Source organism: Mesorhizobium sp. CA4, assembly GCF_020165075.1.
Taxonomy (GTDB): Bacteria; Pseudomonadota; Alphaproteobacteria; order Rhizobiales; family Rhizobiaceae; genus Mesorhizobium.
The window spans coordinates 17,643-33,843 of the sequence record NZ_JAIUHK010000052.1; the positions used below are offsets into that span (position 1 = coordinate 17,643).

The window sequence follows — 16,201 nt, forward strand, 5'->3', positions numbered from 1 at the left end:
TAGCCACGCGTCCGGAATTGCGTCAAGACAGAAGAACAGCGCCACGCGCATTCCGGGAAAGGAAACCATGAGCGGCGAGACGGACCTGCAAAAGCTGCTGGCATCGATGACGCCGCAGCTCTACCCGGAAGTCTATGTCTTCGCGACCTTGCCGCCCGGCGCAGCCTTGCCGGAGGGCCTGGAGCCGGTCATGCGCTTCATCGAGCGCGAGGGCACGACGCTGATCCTGGCCGAAAGCCAGGCGAAGGCTGCCGGCCTTGCCGGCACGTTCCGCAGCCGGATGATCACGCTCGACATCCACTCCTCGCTGGAAGCCGTCGGCTTCCTCGCCGCCATCACGACGCGGCTCGCGGCGGCCGGCATGGGCGTCAATCCGGTCTCGGCCTTCTATCACGACCATCTGTTCGTGCCGGTGGAGCGGGCGGAGGAAGCGCTGGCGATACTGCGCGGCCTGGCGGCCGAAAATGGGCCTGAGTTCAGCGCCTGAGGACATAAAGAATATCTGGCAAGCCTTCCTCATTGGCCGAGCCGTCGCCGAAGGCTTCGGCGCGAAAACCGTGGCGTTCGTAGAAGCGGCGCGCGCCGGTATTGGCCTGGAAGCAATGGAGCTTGACCAGAGACATGCCGGCGATGGCCTGAGCAAGCAGCCGGCTGCCGATGCCTCGCCCGGTCCAGGCCGGATCGAGATAAAGCTGCTCGACCCACTCGCCGCCGATGGCGATGAAGCCGACAATGCGGCCGCCAGCATCGGCGACCGTCACCTGCTGATTGGGCAGCAGGATGTCGCGGATGAAGAACAAGTCCTTCTCAGGCGTGTGCAGCAACGGCATCCAGCTGAGGGTATTGAGCGAGGCGCGCATCGTGATTGCGATGGCGGCGGCGTCTGAACCGATGGCTGGGCGTAGTAAGATTTCAGGAAAACTGGACATGCCGGCGCTGCCCCTCATCCACCCTTCGGGCACCTTCTCCCCGTTGAACGGGGAGAAGGAAGAAGCGCCCCGGCCGAAGGCCGAGCCTGCGACCGCAGGCCGCCGGCCTTCCGGCGCGCCCGCGCAGGGCCAGCCGCGCAGCGGCGATACGGCCCGTGAGCGAAAACCAAACGGCCGAAGGCCGAGCCTGCGACCGCAGGCCGCCGGTCGTCCGGCGCGCCCGCGCAGGGCCAGCCGCGGCAGCGGCGGTGCGGCCCGTGAGCGAAACAAACTGCCGTCAGGCCGCCTTCTTCTTCGGCTGGATCAGGCCGCGCTCGACCAGGAGCTCGGCGATCTGCACGGCATTCAACGCCGCGCCCTTGCGCAGGTTGTCGGAGACCACCCACATCGACAGGCCGTTGTCGACGGTCGAATCCTCGCGGATGCGCGAGATGAAGGTGGCGTCCTCGCCGGCCGATTCCAGCGGCGTGATATAGCCGCCGTTCTCGCGCTTATCGAGCACCTGGCATCCGGGCGCCTCGCGCAGGATCTCGCGCGCCTCATCCGCCGTGATCGGCTTTTCGAATTCGATGTTGACCGCTTCCGAATGGCCGATGAACACCGGCACGCGCACGCAGGTCGCCGTCAGCTTGATCTTGGGGTCGAGCATCTTCTTGGTCTCGGCCACCATCTTCCACTCTTCCTTGGTGAAGCCGTCGTCGAGGAAGACGTCGATATGCGGGATGACGTTGAAGGCGATGCGCTTGGTGAACTTCTTGACGTCGACCTGGTCGGCGACGAAGACCGCGCGGGTCTGGGTGAAGAGCTCGTCCATGCCTTCCTTGCCGGCGCCGGACACCGACTGGTAGGTGGCAACAACGACGCGCTTGATGGTGGCGACGTCATGCAGCGGCTTCAGCGCCACGACCAGTTGCGCCGTCGAGCAGTTCGGGTTGGCGATAATGTTCTTGCGCGTGAACAGCGAGATCGCGTCCGGGTTCACTTCCGGCACGATCAGCGGCACGTCCTGATCGTAGCGGAAGGCCGACGAATTATCGATGACGACGCAGCCCTGCTTGCCGATCTTCGGCGACCATTCCTTCGACACATTGCCGCCCGCCGACATGACGCAGATGTCGGTGTCGGAAAAATCATACTGGTCGAGCGCCTTGACCTTCAGCGTGCGGTCGCCGAAGGACACTTCGGTGCCCTGGCTGCGCCGCGACGCCAGCGCCACCACCTCGCTCACCGGGAAGCCGCGCTCGTCCAGAATGTTGAGCATTTCGCGGCCCACATTGCCCGTGGCGCCGACTACCGCAACCTTGAAACTCATCTGATATCTCCTGTCCCTCTCCGCTTGGTTGTTGGAGAAAACCCGCCGGCCTCATGCGGGTTTCGTCCCCCGGGCCGTACCCGGGAGAGGGTGGTTAGGCCAAGGGAATCACACCGTTTTGGTGGTGGTTTTGCCGGTTTTCTTGGCCAAGAATGGGGTCTTGCTGGAACGGACGGACGCGCCTGAGCGCCCGGCCCAATGCTTTACATTGTGGCTGGGGGTATCGAATGCAAGAAGAGCCATCAAAAGGCCGCGCATCGAAAAAAACGATCCCATTCGACGCGGGCTTTTACGCGGTTTGGCAAAAGAGTCAATCGGCGCAGCGCCTCTCCTTCTCCCCGTCACTAACGGGGAAAACGGTGCCCGAAGGGCGGATGAGGGGCGGCGCCGAGTTCGACGGTTAGCTCATCCGGAAGCGAGGGCCTGAAGACCGGCCCCTTGCCTTACCCATCAGCGTTCGCGCTGCCCCTCACCTGCCTGCCGGCATCCTCTCCCCGTAAAATGACGGGGAGAGGGGCGTCAGCGGTTTCGCCAATCGCCGCGCTGCGCACTGCTCTGTACAATGGCGGCTGTAGCAAGTACGAACGGCCCAAATTTCGTTTGGCTGGCGCAGTGCCGGCCTTGTGCTCCATGACGAGCCGCAGAACCCCCGAATTCCGAAAGAAGAAAATGTCCAGTTTCGAAACGATTGTTCCTGCGCTGGCGCAGGCGCTGGAAAAGCGCGGTTATTCGGCGCTGACGCCGGTGCAGAAGGCGGTGCTTGGGCCTGAGCTCGGCGAGGCCGACGCGCTGGTGTCGGCGCAGACCGGCTCCGGCAAGACCGTGGCCTTCGGCCTTGCCGTGGCGCCGACCCTGCTTGGTGGCGCTGAGCGGTTTGCCAAGGCCGGCGCGCCGCTGGGATTGGTCGTGGCTCCGACGCGCGAGCTGGCGCTGCAGGTACGGCGCGAGCTGGAATGGCTTTACGAGCTGACCGGCGCCGAGATCGCCTCCTGCGTCGGCGGCATGGACATGCGCACGGAGCGGCGCGCGCTGGAACGCGGCGCTCACATCGTCGTCGGCACGCCGGGGAGGCTGCGCGACCACATCACGCGCGGCGCGCTCGACATGTCGGCACTGAAGGCCGTGGTGCTGGACGAGGCCGACGAGATGCTCGATCTCGGCTTCCGCGAGGACCTGGAATTCATCCTCGACGCAGCGCCCGCCGGGCGCCGCACGCTGATGTTTTCCGCCACCGTGCCGCGCTCCATCGCCACGCTGGCGAAGAGCTACCAGCGCGACGCCGTGCGCATCTTGGCCGGCGGCGAGGAAAAGCAGCATCTCGACATCGAATACCGGGCGCTTTCGGTCGCGCCCGCCGATCGCGAGAACGCCATCATCAACGTGCTGCGCTTCTACGAGGCGGGCAATGCGATGGTGTTCTGCAACACCCGCGCCGCCGTCAACCATCTCACCGCGCGCTTCAACAACCGCAATTTTGCTGTGGTGGCGCTGTCCGGCGAGCTCAGCCAGAACGAGCGCAGCCACGCCCTGCAGGCGATGCGCGACGGCCGTGCCAAAGTCTGCATCGCCACCGACGTCGCCGCGCGCGGCATCGACTTGCCCAATCTCGATCTCGTCATCCATGCCGACCTGCCGAGCAACCCGGAGACGCTGCTGCACCGGAGCGGCCGCACCGGGCGCGCCGGGCGCAAGGGAGTCAGCGCGCTGATCGTGCCGGGCAATGCGCGCCGGCGCGCCGAGCGGCTGCTCGCCAATGCCGGCCTGACCGCGGCCTGGGCAAGCCCGCCCTCGGCCGACGAGGTGCTGCGGCGCGATGACGAGCGCATCCTGGCCGACCCTTCCCTCGGCGAGCCGGTGAAGGACGAGGAGCTCGACTTCGCCGCGGCTCTCTTGGAGCGGCATGGCGCCGAGCTTGTAGCCGCAGCCTTCGTGCGGCTTTGCCGCGGTAGCCGCTCGGCGCCCGAGGATTTGATCGACGTCGCACCCTTCGCGCCGTCGAAGGAGAAGTTCGCGCGCCGCGAAGAAGCACCCGCCCGCCGCGACGATTTCGGCGACAGCGTCTGGTTCTCGCTCTCGGTCGGCCGCCGGCAGAATGCCGAGCCGCGCTGGCTGATCCCGATGCTGTGCCGCACCGCCGGCATGTCCAAGCGCGAGATCGGCGCCATCAAGATGCAGCCGGAGGAAACCTTCGTGCAGATCGCCGCCGACTGGGCCGACCGGTTCGTCGCCGCGATCGGCCCCGACCGCAAGCTGCAAGGCAGCATCGCGGTCAGGCGGATCGACGGCATGCCGGACCTGTCGCGCGCCGGCTACCAGCCGCAGAGGCCGGAGAACAAGCCGCATCGCGGCAAGCGGTCTTTCGACCAAGGCGCGCCCGTATTCGAGAAGCGGGCGCCGGGCGAGCGTCAGCATGCTGGGGCGCCGGACACCTGGGCGAAGAAACCCGGCAAGGCGAAATTCGACAAGCCAAAGTTCGACGGGCCGAAATCCGACCAGCCGGCAAAGCGAAATAAGCAGAAGAAACGGCCAGCGTAGGATCGCGACGGAAAGCCGACCCGCGGCGAGCGCCGGCGTTCTCTTTCGGTGGCAAATCGCACCTTCGAGATTGGCCGAAGCGTCCGAACTTCGTCATCCACGGGCGGAGCGGGAGCGAAGCGGACGCGCAGACCCGAGGATCCATGCCGTGACCTCGCGCGAAGAATAGGGACGACGCAGAACAGGGAGCCGTTCTGAACCGCTGCGACGCTCACAGGTCACGGAATGGATTTCTATGGTCTGCGCTGCGTCGCTTCGCTCCTTGCTCCGCCATAGCGTGGGGTGCGCAATGTCGACCCTCGCCCAGCGAATGTCGACAGTCATACATCATCCCAGGAACTTGGCGATGATGGCGTCGCCCATTTCGGTGGTGCCGACTTCCTTCATGCCCGGGGAAAGAATGTCCTTGGTGCGCAGGCCGTCGTCGAGCACGGCGGCGATCGACGCTTCCAGTCTGTCGGCCTCGGCCACCATGCCGAAGGAATAGCGCAGGCACATGGCGAAGGAGGCGATCATGGCGATCGGGTTGGCGATGCCCTTGCCGGCGATGTCGGGCGCCGAGCCGTGCACCGGCTCGTAGAGCGCCTTGCGCTTCTTGGTCTTGGCGTCCGGCGCGCCGAGCGAGGCGGACGGCAGCATGCCGATCGAGCCGGTTAGCATGGCGGCGATGTCGGAGAGCATGTCGCCGAACAGATTGTCGGTGACGATGACGTCGAACTGCTTCGGCCAGCGCACCAGCTGCATGCCGCCGGCATCGGCCAGCATATGGTCGAGCTTGACGTCGGAATAGCGCGCCTTGTGGGTCTGCGAGACGACCTCGTTCCACAGCACACCCGATTTCATGACGTTGCGCTTTTCCATGGAGGTGACGTGGTTCTTGCGCGTGCGCGCCAGCTCGAAGGCGACGCCCGAAATGCGCTCGATCTCGAACGTGTCGTAGACCTGGGTGTCGATGCCGCGCTTCTGGCCGTTGCCGAGATCGATGATCTGCTTCGGCTCGCCGAAATAGACGCCGCCGGTCAGCTCGCGCACGATGAGAATATCCAGGCCCTCGACCACCTCCTGCTTGAGCGAGGAGGAAGCGGCCAAAGCCGGATAGCAGATCGCCGGTCTGAGATTGGCGAACAGCTCCATGTCCTTGCGCAGGCGCAAGAGCCCGGCCTCGGGGCGCACCTCGTAAGGCACGCTATCCCATTTCGGCCCGCCGACGGCGCCGAACAGCACGGCGTCCGCCGTCATCGCCTTAGCCATGTCGGCATCGGAGATCGCCGCGCCATGCGCGTCGTAAGCGCAGCCGCCGACCAGTCCTTCGTCGGTAGCAAAGCCGCTGCCCAGCCTGTCGTTCATGGCCTTGATCAGCTTCTTCACCTCGGCCATGGCCTCAGGGCCGATGCCGTCGCCGGCGAGCAGGAAGAGATTTTTCGAAGCCATGGAGAACCGTCCCGGGAGAGAAATTGAACCGGCGCCTTGCTAAACGCCAAGCGGTTGCGGCGCAAGAGGACGGAGAAATACTGCGGCGCTCGGCAGGTGTGGCTCCGGTTCCTCGCCCCTGCCGAAGGCGGGGGAGAGGTGTCCGCGAAGCGGACGGAGAGGGGGCCTTCGTAGGGCACTCCCCCTCTCCGTCTCGGCTTCGCCGAGCCACCTCTCCCCCACTTCGTGGGGGCGAGGAACCCAAGCTGGAAGAGCCCTACCGATGCGCGAGAATATTCACCAGCCTGCCGAACGGATCGCGCACATAGAAGCGCCGCACGCCCCAGGGCTCGTCAGCCGGGCCATATTCGACGGCGAAGCCTGCCTTCTTCATGCCCGCAAGCGCTGCGTCCACATCGTCGACCTCGATCGACAGGTCCGGCATCGGCGTGTCCGATCCGCCCTGCGCCATGAAGCTCACTTGCACCTGCATCCGTTCCTCGGACCCGTAGGTGGCGATCCAGCCCATATCCATCAGCAGATCGAGGCCAAGCACGTCGTGATAGAAGCGCTTCGCCGCCGCGATATCCTTTGTGGCGATGTTGGTTATGATGCGCCGAACCACCATCCCTCAGCTCCTATGCCGTGTGCCTCAGCGCCGTCACCTCGATCTCGATCTTCATCTCCGGCTTGTTGAGCTGGCACACGATCATCGTCGCCGCCGGGCGGATGTCGCCGAACGCCTCGCCGAGGATCGGGAAGACGACGTCAACATGGGCCTGGTCGGTGATGTAGTAATGCGCCCGCACCACATCGGCCAAGTCGAACCCGCCCTCGGCCAGCGCCTTGGCGATGGTGGCAAGGCAATTGCGCGTCTGCGCCTCGACCGTGTCGGGCATGGTCATGGTGGCATAATCATAGCCGGTCGTGCCGGAGACAAAGCACCAGTCACCCTGCACCACCGCGCGCGAATAGCCCGCGGTTTTCTCGAAGGGGGAGCCGGTGGAGATGAGCTTGCGCATGGGGGTGGCCTCGCGTCGGTTGCGGGCATTGTGAAACGGAGTGGCGACCCAGTCGTGAGCCAGACAATGTGACGCTGGCGGGACAGCACCCCCCTCTGGCCTGCCGGCCATCTCCCCCACAACAAGGGGGGAGATCAGCAGCTTCGGCGCTTCGCCTGTTCGAGTAACATCGGAGATTGACGAGGCGGTCGAGCGCTCAATCTCCCCCCTTGCGGGGGAGATGCCCGGCAGGGCAGAGGGGGGTGCGAAGGATCGGGGCGACAATCGTTTTTCGCTGGCACCCTCATGGCCGGCACCGCTGCCAAAGAGCCTAGTTCCCCGACCCCTGCGCGTCGTCATACGCCTTCTTGATATCGTCCGGCCAGTCCTTCATCGGCGGCCAGGCCTGCGGCTCGCCATTGTCGCCGCGGCGGGCGAAATAGACTTTCTGCTTGGCCGGGTCGACGGCCATGAAGCCGTCATTGCCGCCGCAGTCATGCGGCACGCAGCCGGTGGCGTAGAAGGCGCCTGAGGCCGTCTTTTCGGTGCCGCCGCCAACCAGAAGGCTGGTCGCCATGTCGGGCATGTCGTTGCCCAGTAACGCCTGTCCGGCTTTGTAGACGGCCTCATTGTGGAAGGCATCGATGATGTTGTCCAATTTCGACGGGTCGACATCCTTCCAGCCGGTGCCGGGTTCGGGCGTGTAGGTCAGGTTGCCGGATGTCGTCAGCCCTGCGGTGGGCGACCATTGCAGCGCCGGCCGTGTCTCTCCCGGCAGCAGATAGGGAACGAAATAGATGGCGCTGTCGGAGACTGCTGCCGGCGGCGCGCCGCATTCGTCCTGCTCGACCGTGGTGGTCTGGATCTCGCCGTCCTTCGGCTTCCAGACGATGACCTTGGCCGGGCCGCACTGGTTGCCGCCATCGCCGACATCGACCAGCGCCACGTTGACGTCGCCGATCTTGACGATCTTGTCGAAGAAGACGTCGTAATTGCTGGCAAGCTGCTTGCCGTCATATGACAGCACCTTCTCGCCGTCCTGCTCCGGCTGCGTAATGGTGAGCTGGCCGCCCTCAAACGGGATCGGCGCCTGCTTATCGTCATCCGGCGCGGCCTGGTCGTTGCCCGATCCCTGGTCGGACGCGCCTTGATCGGCCGCTGGCTGATCGGATGCCGCCGGCGCCGACTGCGTGGCGGGCGCGGTGGTCTGCGCATTGGCGCCGATCGTGGCGAGAAGGATTGCCGCCGATGCGCCAGCGGCGGCCAGAAGCAAGCGTGTCATGACTGTCCCTCCATTCAGCCGCCAGCCCAGCCGGCAAAGGGCGGGCCTTCGATTTGAAGCCGCGCCGCTCAGAGACTGCTTCGAAATTCGCTCTGGCGAGTCATATGGTGGCGGTTTCGAGAACCGTAGCGCAGCGGACATTTGGTCCGTGAGCAACGGAAGCGCAGAAACCGCCATCAGATGGCCGCCGGAGTAGATTTCCAAGCAGTCTCTCAGGCCCAGGGGCGCAGCTCGGCATTCCTCTTCTCGAAGGACGCGATGGCGCCGGCCTTCTCCATGGTCAGCCCGATATCGTCGAGGCCGTTCAAGAGGCAGTGGCGCTTGAAATCGTCGAGGTCGAATTTGACCACGCCGCCATCCGGCCCGCGGATTTCCTTCGCCTCGAGGTCGATCGACAGCGTCGCGTTGGAGCCGCGCGAAGCGTCGTCCATCAGCTTGTCGAGGTCTTCCGGGCTGACCGTGATCGGCAGGATGCCGTTCTTGAAGCAGTTGTTGTAGAAGATGTCGGCGAACGAGGTCGAGATCACGCAACGGATGCCGAAATCGAGCAGCGCCCAGGGCGCATGCTCGCGGCTCGAACCGCAGCCGAAATTGTCGCCGGCGACCAGGATCTGCGCCTTGCGGTAGGCCGGCTTGTTGAGGACGAATTCCGGATTCTCCGAGCCGTCCTCATTGTAGCGCATCTCGGCGAAAAGCCCGGTGCCGAGCCCGGTGCGCTTGATCGTCTTGAGATAATCCTTGGGGATGATCATGTCGGTGTCGACATTGACGATCGGCATGGGCGCGGCGACGCCGGTGAGCTTGGTGAATTTATCCATGGTCCTTGCCCGTCTTCTTCGTGGCTTGCGGGGAATTTTGCCGGACGGTTTACACAAAGCCGGCGGCAAATGGAAGGCAACTGTTCGTGCGCGGGCCTCGGGCCAATGTCGGGCATGGCATGCGTGCCGAAGCTGGAACGCTTCAAAAAACGGCTTCGAAATCCTGGCCGGCTGGTGCAGTCTGCGACCATGGTTGAGCCTTCCAAAGTCCTTTACGCCAGCGAACCCGCGCTCGATGTCGCCGAATTCCGCCGCGTGCTGGTGGAATCCGGTCTCGGTGCAACACGGCCCGTCGACGATGAAGCGCGCCTGAAGATAATGCTCGGCAATGCCAATCTGGTGCTGACAGCGCGGCTCGACATCGAAGGCAAGCCGCTGATCGGCGTCGCGCGCGGCATCACCGATTTTTCCTGGGTCTGCTACATCTCCGAGCTCGCCGTATCCGCCTCGGCGCAAGGGCTCGGCGTCGGCAGGGGCCTGATGGACGAGGCGCAGCGGCAGCTCGGGCCTTCGGTCGCCATCAGCCTGATCTCGATGCCCGACGCCGTCGGCTTCTACGAGCGCATCGGCATGACGCGCATGACCGACGCCTTCTGGTTCTCCCGCAAGCGCTGACCTGCTGGCGACCTCATGCCTGCAGTCGCCAATTCTTTTGAGCTTGACATGCAACCAGATGGTTGCATATTAAAGCCATGAGCATGGATGCCGTCTTTCGCGCTTTGGCCGACCCGACCCGCCGGCAATTGCTGGACAGCCTCCATGCCCGGAACGGGCAGACGCTGAACGCGCTTTGCGAGAACATGGAGATGACGCGCCAGGCGGTGACCAAGCACCTGGCGGTCCTCGAGGAGGCGAACCTCGTGACCACCATGCGCCGGGGCCGCGAGAAGGAGCATTACCTCAACCCCGTTCCGATCAACGAGATCGCCGAGCGCTGGATCGGCAAGTTCGAGCGGGGGCGGCTTGCTGCCCTCAGCGACCTGAAGCAACGCCTTGAAAGGGAAGAGCCGTGAGCGAGAACAGTTTTGTCTATGTCACCTATATCCGCACGACGCCTGAAAAACTTTGGCAAGCGCTGACCGATCCGGAATTTAACCGGCAGTTCTTCCTCTGCTCCCATCAGGAGAGCGACTGGAAGGTCGGCTCGAGCTGGAAGCTGGTCTTCCCCGACGGGCGCATCGCCGACTCCGGCGAGATCCTCGAAATCGACCCGCCACGGCGCCTGGTGATCAAATGGCGCAACGAATGGATGCCCGAGGTGAAGGAGGACGGCTATACGCGCTGCACCTTCACCATCGAGCCCGACGGCGAATTGATGAAGCTCGCCGTCACCCATGAGGCCGACGGCCCGCACAGGCTGATTCCGAACGTCTCCAAGGGCTGGCCGCTGGTGCTCGCCAGCCTCAAGAGCCTGCTCGAAACCGGCAAGGGTTTCGAGCGGCCGCCGTCGAAGGGATGAAAATTCGTTTCGGATACGAGACGATTCGCCGGAGGTGTATGCGATGCTGCAACTGTCCTTGCCGCAAGCCATGGCGAACGCGGACACGGTCGTGGCCTCGGCCGGCCTTCCCGCCTCGCCGGACGAGGTTGGCGCGGCGCTGATAACCAGCGAGGTCGAGCGCTGGTGGGGTTCGCCCGAAACTTACCGCATGACCGGCTGGAACGCCGATCTGCGCGTCGGCGGAAGCTGGCGTGTCACGGTGCGAACCGCCGACGGGCGGGCGCCTGCCCGCCGGCGGAGAGTTTCTCGAAATCGAAATGCCGCGCCGCATTGTGCAGACGCGGCGCTACGGCTGGGACCATCCGGCGCTCGGCCGCGAAGAAACGACGGTCGCCTATCTGCTGGAGCCGATCGTCGGCGGCACGCGGCTCACCATCTGCCATGGCGGTTTCGCGGGTTTCCCGGATGCGGCAGCGGAACATGCCGAGAGCTGGGCGCGGGTGTTGGGGTGGTTGCAGCGGTATCTGGGTGCTCGGCCAACTCCCTGAGGCTCTCGCTTGACTCGCAATCGCGCCTGTCCAGATTCGGGGGATGGAGAACAGCCGCTGTGTCGTGGGAACCGCCGGATGGAGCATACCCGCAGCGCATAAACCTTTTTTCTCCGCTTCCGGCTCGCAGCTCGAACGCTATGCGGCACAGCTTTCGATCGTCGAGATCAATTCCTCGTTCCACAAGCCGCATCGGCGGCAAACCTATGAGCGCTGGGCGCGCGCGGTCCCCGATCATTTTCGCTTTTCCGCAAAAATCCCCAGAGTCATGACGCATGAGCGCCGCCTGGGAGATTGCGATGATCTTCTGGAAGCGTTTTTGGATCAGATCGGGGGCCTCGGTGCCAAGCTTTCCGTGCTTTTGGTTCAACTGCCGCCCAGCCTGGGGTTCGATCCCCAAACCACCGGAAGGTTCTTCGCCGCGCTGCGTGCAAAGACCGACCGGCGCCTTGTTTGCGAACCGCGTCACGCCAGTTGGTTCGAGCCGGAAGCCGGGGCCTTGCTGAGCCGCTTTCATGTTGGGCGCGTTGCGGCCGACCCTGCTCCCGTGCCTGCTGCCTCTATGCCTGGCGGCTGGCGTGAGCTCGCCTACTTCCGATTCCATGGCGCGCCGCGCGTCTACTATTCGGACTACGAGGCCGGTCAGCTTCTGGATATCAGCGGGCGGCTTTTCCAAGCCAGCGCATCGGCCGCCGAGGTCTGGTGCATATTCGACAACACGGCACGAGGCCATGCGCTCGGCAATGCGCTTTCGGTCGATGCAGCCGTCCGTCAGATGACGTTCAGCTCCCGGAACGCCCGTCCTTCCGCCACACGCTCATATCCAAATGCCGTACAGTCGATCGTGCGGTAGCCGCCATGCACGATGAGCTCGGCGATCGACTTCCCCACCGCCGGCGCCTGCTGCAGGCCGTGGCCGGAGAAGCCGTTGGCGAACAGGAAATTTTCGACCTCCGGATGCGGGCCGATCACCGCATTCTGGTCGAGCGTGTTGTAGTCGTAATGCCCGACCCAGGCGCGCGTCGGCTTGATCGCCTCGAAGGCCGGGATGCGGGTGGCTAGGACCGGCCAGATCACCTCTTCGAAGAGCGGCCAGTTAACCTCGAAATCCGTTGGATCGGGCGCATGATCGCCTTCCTCCGGCTCGGCGCCGCCGGTGATGTAGACCGAGCCCTCGGGCCGCACATAGATGCCGGACGGATCCACCAGCAGCGGCATATCGGCGAATTTGTCGCGCGCTTCGAAGACGAAGACATTGCGCTTGCGCGGCTCGACCGGCAGCGCCAGCCCGGCCAAGGCGGCGACCTCGCCGGCATTCGGCCCGGCCGCGTTGACGACAATGCCGGCTTCGAGCGTCTCGCCATTGTCGAGGCTTACACTGGCGACACGATTGCCGTCGCGCGCGATGCCGGTGACGGAAGCCGTGATGAGATCAGTCTTCTTGTCGCGCAGCGCCTTGCGGAACAGCATCAGCATGGCATGCGCGTCGAACCAGCCCTCGCCGCTGCGGCCAAAGGCGCCGGCGGAAATGCCTTCGGTCGACAGCCACGGGAAACGCTGCGCCAGCTGCCCGGCATCCTCGAGCAGGATGTCGGCGCCCTCGGCTACCTGCGTCTCGTGATTGGCCTTGAGGATCGGCAGCCCGGCCTCGCCGGCGAGGATGAGATAGCCGCCTTCACGAAAACCGACATCGGCGTCGGCGCCGAAGGTTTCCTTCAGCCGCCGGAACAGTTTCAGCGTGAACTGCGACAGGCGGATGTTTTCAGGAATCGAGAATTGCTGGCGGATCGAGGCGCAGGACAAGGTCGTCGCCGCATGGGAGAACTGTGGATCGCGCTCGATCAGCGCGATCGAGCCGGTAAAGCCCTCCTCGCGCAGGTAATAGGCGACCGAGGACCCGACGATGGCCCCGCCGATGATGACGATGTCGTAGCGCACGCTTTTAGTTCTCCGACTCCAGAGCATGGTCCCGACGCTCGGGGTTCGCACGCTCAAATCAATGCAGGAAGATCGATCTCGAAGCGCGTGCCGCGCTCGGAGTCAACCAGCCTGATCGTGCCATCATGCGCTTTCAGGAGGGCCAGCACGATGCCGAGCCCCATGCCGGTGCCGCCGGACTCGCGCCGCGTGGTGAAGAACGGCTCGAAGATCCTGGCGCGGTTGGCGGCCGAGATCCCCTCGCCGTCGTCGCCGATCCGGACCGACGCGCGCTTGCCATCGGCTGAGGCGTGGATCGCCACCTGTCGGGCGCCATGTCGTGCCGAATTGTCGATGAGATTGGCGAGCACGATGCCGAGATTCTCGGCCGAGATGGCGAGCCTGATGTCGCCGCCGCCTTCAAGCCGCGCTTCCAGCCTTGTGTCGATCGGCAAGGATGCCAATGCAGCATGAAGCGTCGTGCTTTCGCCGCTCGGCTCCAAATTTTCGGCGCGCGCCAGGTCGAGCAGCCGGCGCACCAGGAGATTGAGCCGCCCGGCATCGGTGACGATGTTGTTGGAGAAACGCTGGCGCTCGGCCTCGTCCATCGCGCCGCCGGAATCCCTGAGCAGCTCCGCCGCGCCCTGGATCGCGGTCAGCGGCGATTTCAATTCATGCGAGACATGGGTGGCGAAGGTCTGGATGCTGTCGGAGCGCGCCTGCAGTTTTTGCGCCATGTCGAGGAACGCCGCCGACAGCGCCGCCATCTCGCGCGTGCCGTGATGGGCGAGCGGCCTGATCGCCTCGCGGTCGCCGGCGGCGATGCGCTTCGTCCGCTCGATCAGCGCGTAGATCGGCCGGCTGACGGTGCGGATGAACACCAGCGCGATCAAGAGCGTGCCGCCGACGATCGTGATCGCCGCCAACGTTACCTTGCCGCGCTCGCCATAGAGGTGCTTGACGATGTTGTTCGGCGTCCGCGACAGATAGACGACGCCCGCGACCCGGCCGTCGAGCTCGACCGGCATGGCGACGAAGACGCGCACCCTAGTGCCGCGGCTGACCGAATAGAGCGGCGGCGCCGGCTGGTCGGGGATCCGCAAGCGCAGTTCGCTGGCATAATGACCTGAAAGCGCGGTCCGTACCTCCCCGACATCGCCGAGCGACCGGCCGACCTCGTCGCCGCCGGCAATCACCACGCCGCGCGGGTCGAGCAGGCGGAAGCCGGCAAGCGTCGTTTTCTGCGTTTCGTCGAGAATGCCGTCGAGCCGGGCGCCGATGGCCGCGAAGGCCGGGTCGGGGGCGGCGGGAAGCGCCGCGGGGCGCATCGGCATGACATCGTCGGAGGCAAGGTCTAGCCGCGGCTCGATCGGATCATAGGGATAATTGCTGTCCCGCGCCGGATCGGCCGAGATCGGCGAACCCAGCCTGTCCTGGGAAATGCCGGCCGCGCGCACTTCCTGGGCGTAGACAGCGGCAACGACCGCGCCCTGCGCGATCAGCTCGCCCTCGGTCTGGCGGATCAGCTGGTTCTCATAGAGCCGGAAGAAGAACAGCCCGACTAGCGGCAGCGCCATCACCAGGATGAGGATGACGACGACGACGGTGGCAAGCCTGGGCCGCCACCTTTCCTTGCTCAACCACCGCATCGGCCGAGCCGGAAGCCGACGCCATGCACCGTCGCGATCGCGTCGAGACAGCCGACCGCCGCCAGCTTGGCCCGCACGTTGCGGATGTGGCTGTCGACCGTGCGTTCCGAGACATGGATGTTGGAGGCATAGGCATTGGCCATCACTGCGTCGCGGCCAAGCACGTGCTGCGGGCGGGCGAGGAAGCCCTTCAAAATGGCGAATTCGATTGCGGTCAAGATGAGCGGCTTGCCGTCGAAGCTCGCTTCATGGCTTGCCGGGACGAGCATGAGCTTGCCATGCGCGAATTGACGCTCGTCCGCTTCTTCTTCGACCGGCGCCGGACGCGCGCGCCGCAGGATGACGTTGACGCGAGCGACCAGCTCGCGCGGGCTGAACGGCTTGGTCACGTAATCGTCGCCGCCCATCTCCAGCCCGAGCACGCGGTCGATTTCCTCGTCGCGTGCGGACAAAAACAGCACCGGCACGTCGGATTTTTGCCTCAGCCTGCGGCAGACCTCCAGCCCGTCCATCTCCGGCATGCCGATGTCGAGCACGATGAGATCGGGCGCGCGGCGCTCGACCGCCTGGAGCGCGGCGGCGCCGTTGGCGACGGCGGCCGTCGTCATGCCGGCCTTTTCCAGCGCGAAGCAGATGATCTCGCGGATATGCGGGTCGTCATCGGCGACGAGTATGTGGTGCGGCATGAAATCAGCGGCCCGGTGCGTGGGGTTCGGTGACGGCAGGATTAGAGCAATTCCATGGAAAAGTGCGAAATTGTTTTCAGTCCGGAGCTGCATCCGGGCAAGGAGATGAATCGACAAAGGCCTCGGACATTTGCGCATGCCTGGGCAGAGCCCATGGCAGGTTGGCAAAGAGCGTTATCGCCGGATCGTCCCCGGCGTGTCCGCTCCCACCATGTGGAGCGGCTTCGGGGCGAAAGGCAGGATGGCCGCCTCATGGCATGGCCTTTGCGGTTCGACGAGCCACCAGCCTTCATTGCGGAGCCGGCGCGGCAGGGACCAGTGGCATGTGTGAGGTGTTCGCATGCCGCCGGTTTCGCCGGCCCATGCGGAAAGCGCGCGGCGGAATCCCGGAGCTTTTCAGCAAGGATTTGCAGATTTGGTGCAGGGGCAATCGCGAGACTGGGCGCTGGCGTCCTCTCCCTCGAGGGGGAGATGGCCGCGAAGCGGTCGGAGGGGGTCCTCGCGCGTAACGTGCCAACGTGATTCTTGCCGCCCAGAATGCTGGCGCTTCACGCGCGGCGACCCCCTCTGTCGCCTGCGGCGACATCTCCCCCTCGAGGGGCCTGTTGCGCAGTTAGCGAGGACAGGCTCGCGGAGCGATTTGGTCGCGAGGTCTCGCTCCGTTTTGGCTTTT

General features: G+C 64.9%; 17 protein-coding genes. 7 read left to right on the plus strand and 10 right to left on the minus strand.

The window, feature by feature from the left end; translation table 11 throughout:
• The first annotated feature begins 67 nt into the window (after nucleotides 1-67).
• Complete coding sequence (locus LB528_RS27920; RefSeq protein ID WP_224717052.1) at nucleotides 68-487, plus strand: ACT domain-containing protein; 420 nt, start codon at nucleotides 68-70, stop codon at nucleotides 485-487.
• Here LB528_RS27920 and LB528_RS27925 read toward each other — a convergent pair.
• Nucleotides 477-929: a GNAT family N-acetyltransferase gene (locus LB528_RS27925; protein ID WP_224717053.1), complete on the minus strand. Its 453-nt coding sequence runs from the start codon at nucleotides 927-929 to the stop codon at nucleotides 477-479. The genes LB528_RS27920 and LB528_RS27925 overlap by 11 nt on opposite strands.
• 277 nt (nucleotides 930-1,206) lie before the next feature.
• Entirely contained in the window at nucleotides 1,207-2,241 is a 1,035-nt protein-coding gene (locus LB528_RS27930; RefSeq protein ID WP_095770019.1) for an aspartate-semialdehyde dehydrogenase, read from the minus strand.
• Between the two features lie 669 nt (nucleotides 2,242-2,910).
• On the opposite strand from LB528_RS27930, the gene LB528_RS27935 reads away from it, so the two are divergent.
• A complete protein-coding gene (locus tag LB528_RS27935; protein WP_224717054.1) occupies nucleotides 2,911-4,776 on the plus strand; it encodes a DEAD/DEAH box helicase in 1,866 nt (621 codons plus the stop codon).
• A 327-nt stretch (nucleotides 4,777-5,103) separates the two neighbouring features.
• Here LB528_RS27935 and leuB read toward each other — a convergent pair whose 3' ends face one another.
• The 5 genes from leuB to leuD all read right to left on the minus strand — a co-directional run bounded on the left by leuB (nucleotide 5,104) and on the right by leuD (nucleotide 9,287).
• On the minus strand, nucleotides 5,104-6,207 hold the full coding sequence (leuB, locus tag LB528_RS27940) for a 3-isopropylmalate dehydrogenase (protein ID WP_224717055.1): 1,104 nt from the start codon (nucleotides 6,205-6,207) through the stop codon (nucleotides 5,104-5,106).
• Between the two features lie 256 nt (nucleotides 6,208-6,463).
• Nucleotides 6,464-6,814 carry a VOC family protein gene (locus tag LB528_RS27945; RefSeq protein ID WP_224717056.1) on the minus strand — a complete coding sequence of 117 codons (351 nt, stop codon included), beginning with the start codon at nucleotides 6,812-6,814 and terminating at the stop codon, nucleotides 6,464-6,466.
• Nucleotides 6,815-6,824: 10 nt separating this feature from the next.
• Nucleotides 6,825-7,208, minus strand: a complete 384-nt coding sequence (locus tag LB528_RS27950; RefSeq protein ID WP_224717057.1) for a RidA family protein — start codon at nucleotides 7,206-7,208, stop codon at nucleotides 6,825-6,827.
• 310 nt (nucleotides 7,209-7,518) lie between these two features.
• Complete coding sequence (locus tag LB528_RS27955; protein WP_224717058.1) at nucleotides 7,519-8,469, minus strand: hypothetical protein; 951 nt, start codon at nucleotides 8,467-8,469, stop codon at nucleotides 7,519-7,521.
• Between the two features lie 212 nt (nucleotides 8,470-8,681).
• Complete coding sequence (leuD, locus tag LB528_RS27960; protein ID WP_224517923.1) at nucleotides 8,682-9,287, minus strand: 3-isopropylmalate dehydratase small subunit; 606 nt, start codon at nucleotides 9,285-9,287, stop codon at nucleotides 8,682-8,684.
• Between the two features lie 189 nt (nucleotides 9,288-9,476).
• Here leuD and LB528_RS27965 point away from each other — a divergent pair, with 189 nt between their 5' ends.
• The 5 genes from LB528_RS27965 (at nucleotide 9,477) to LB528_RS27985 (ending at nucleotide 12,129) form a co-directional block, all read left to right on the plus strand.
• A complete protein-coding gene (locus tag LB528_RS27965) occupies nucleotides 9,477-9,902 on the plus strand; it encodes a GNAT family N-acetyltransferase (RefSeq protein WP_224717059.1) in 426 nt (141 codons plus the stop codon).
• A gap of 77 nt (nucleotides 9,903-9,979) precedes the next feature.
• A complete protein-coding gene (locus LB528_RS27970) occupies nucleotides 9,980-10,300 on the plus strand; it encodes an ArsR/SmtB family transcription factor (protein ID WP_224717060.1) in 321 nt (106 codons plus the stop codon).
• Nucleotides 10,297-10,746 (plus strand): SRPBCC family protein, encoded by a 450-nt coding sequence (locus tag LB528_RS27975; RefSeq protein ID WP_224717061.1) that lies wholly within the window; start codon nucleotides 10,297-10,299, stop codon nucleotides 10,744-10,746. Before LB528_RS27970 ends, LB528_RS27975 begins: the two co-directional genes overlap by 4 nt.
• 233 nt (nucleotides 10,747-10,979) lie before the next feature.
• Nucleotides 10,980-11,276 carry an SRPBCC domain-containing protein gene (locus LB528_RS27980; protein ID WP_224717062.1) on the plus strand — a complete coding sequence of 99 codons (297 nt, stop codon included), beginning with the start codon at nucleotides 10,980-10,982 and terminating at the stop codon, nucleotides 11,274-11,276.
• 43 nt (nucleotides 11,277-11,319) lie between these two features.
• Nucleotides 11,320-12,129 carry a DUF72 domain-containing protein gene (locus LB528_RS27985; RefSeq protein WP_224717063.1) on the plus strand — a complete coding sequence of 270 codons (810 nt, stop codon included), beginning with the start codon at nucleotides 11,320-11,322 and terminating at the stop codon, nucleotides 12,127-12,129.
• On the opposite strand, the gene LB528_RS27990 is transcribed toward LB528_RS27985, so the two are convergent.
• From LB528_RS27990 to LB528_RS28000, 3 genes are read right to left on the minus strand one after another with little or no spacing between them, the layout of a single operon-like run.
• The gene (locus LB528_RS27990; RefSeq protein ID WP_224717064.1) at nucleotides 12,048-13,214 is read right to left on the minus strand and encodes an NAD(P)/FAD-dependent oxidoreductase; all 1,167 of its coding nucleotides are present in this window, start codon (nucleotides 13,212-13,214) and stop codon (nucleotides 12,048-12,050) included. The two genes, LB528_RS27985 and LB528_RS27990, sit on opposite strands and share 82 nt — an antisense overlap.
• A gap of 53 nt (nucleotides 13,215-13,267) precedes the next feature.
• The gene (locus tag LB528_RS27995) at nucleotides 13,268-14,770 is read right to left on the minus strand and encodes an ATP-binding protein (protein ID WP_411962275.1); all 1,503 of its coding nucleotides are present in this window, start codon (nucleotides 14,768-14,770) and stop codon (nucleotides 13,268-13,270) included.
• Between the two features lie 59 nt (nucleotides 14,771-14,829).
• Complete coding sequence (locus tag LB528_RS28000) at nucleotides 14,830-15,528, minus strand: response regulator transcription factor (RefSeq protein WP_224717065.1); 699 nt, start codon at nucleotides 15,526-15,528, stop codon at nucleotides 14,830-14,832.
• Nucleotides 15,529-16,201: the final 673 nt, after the last annotated feature.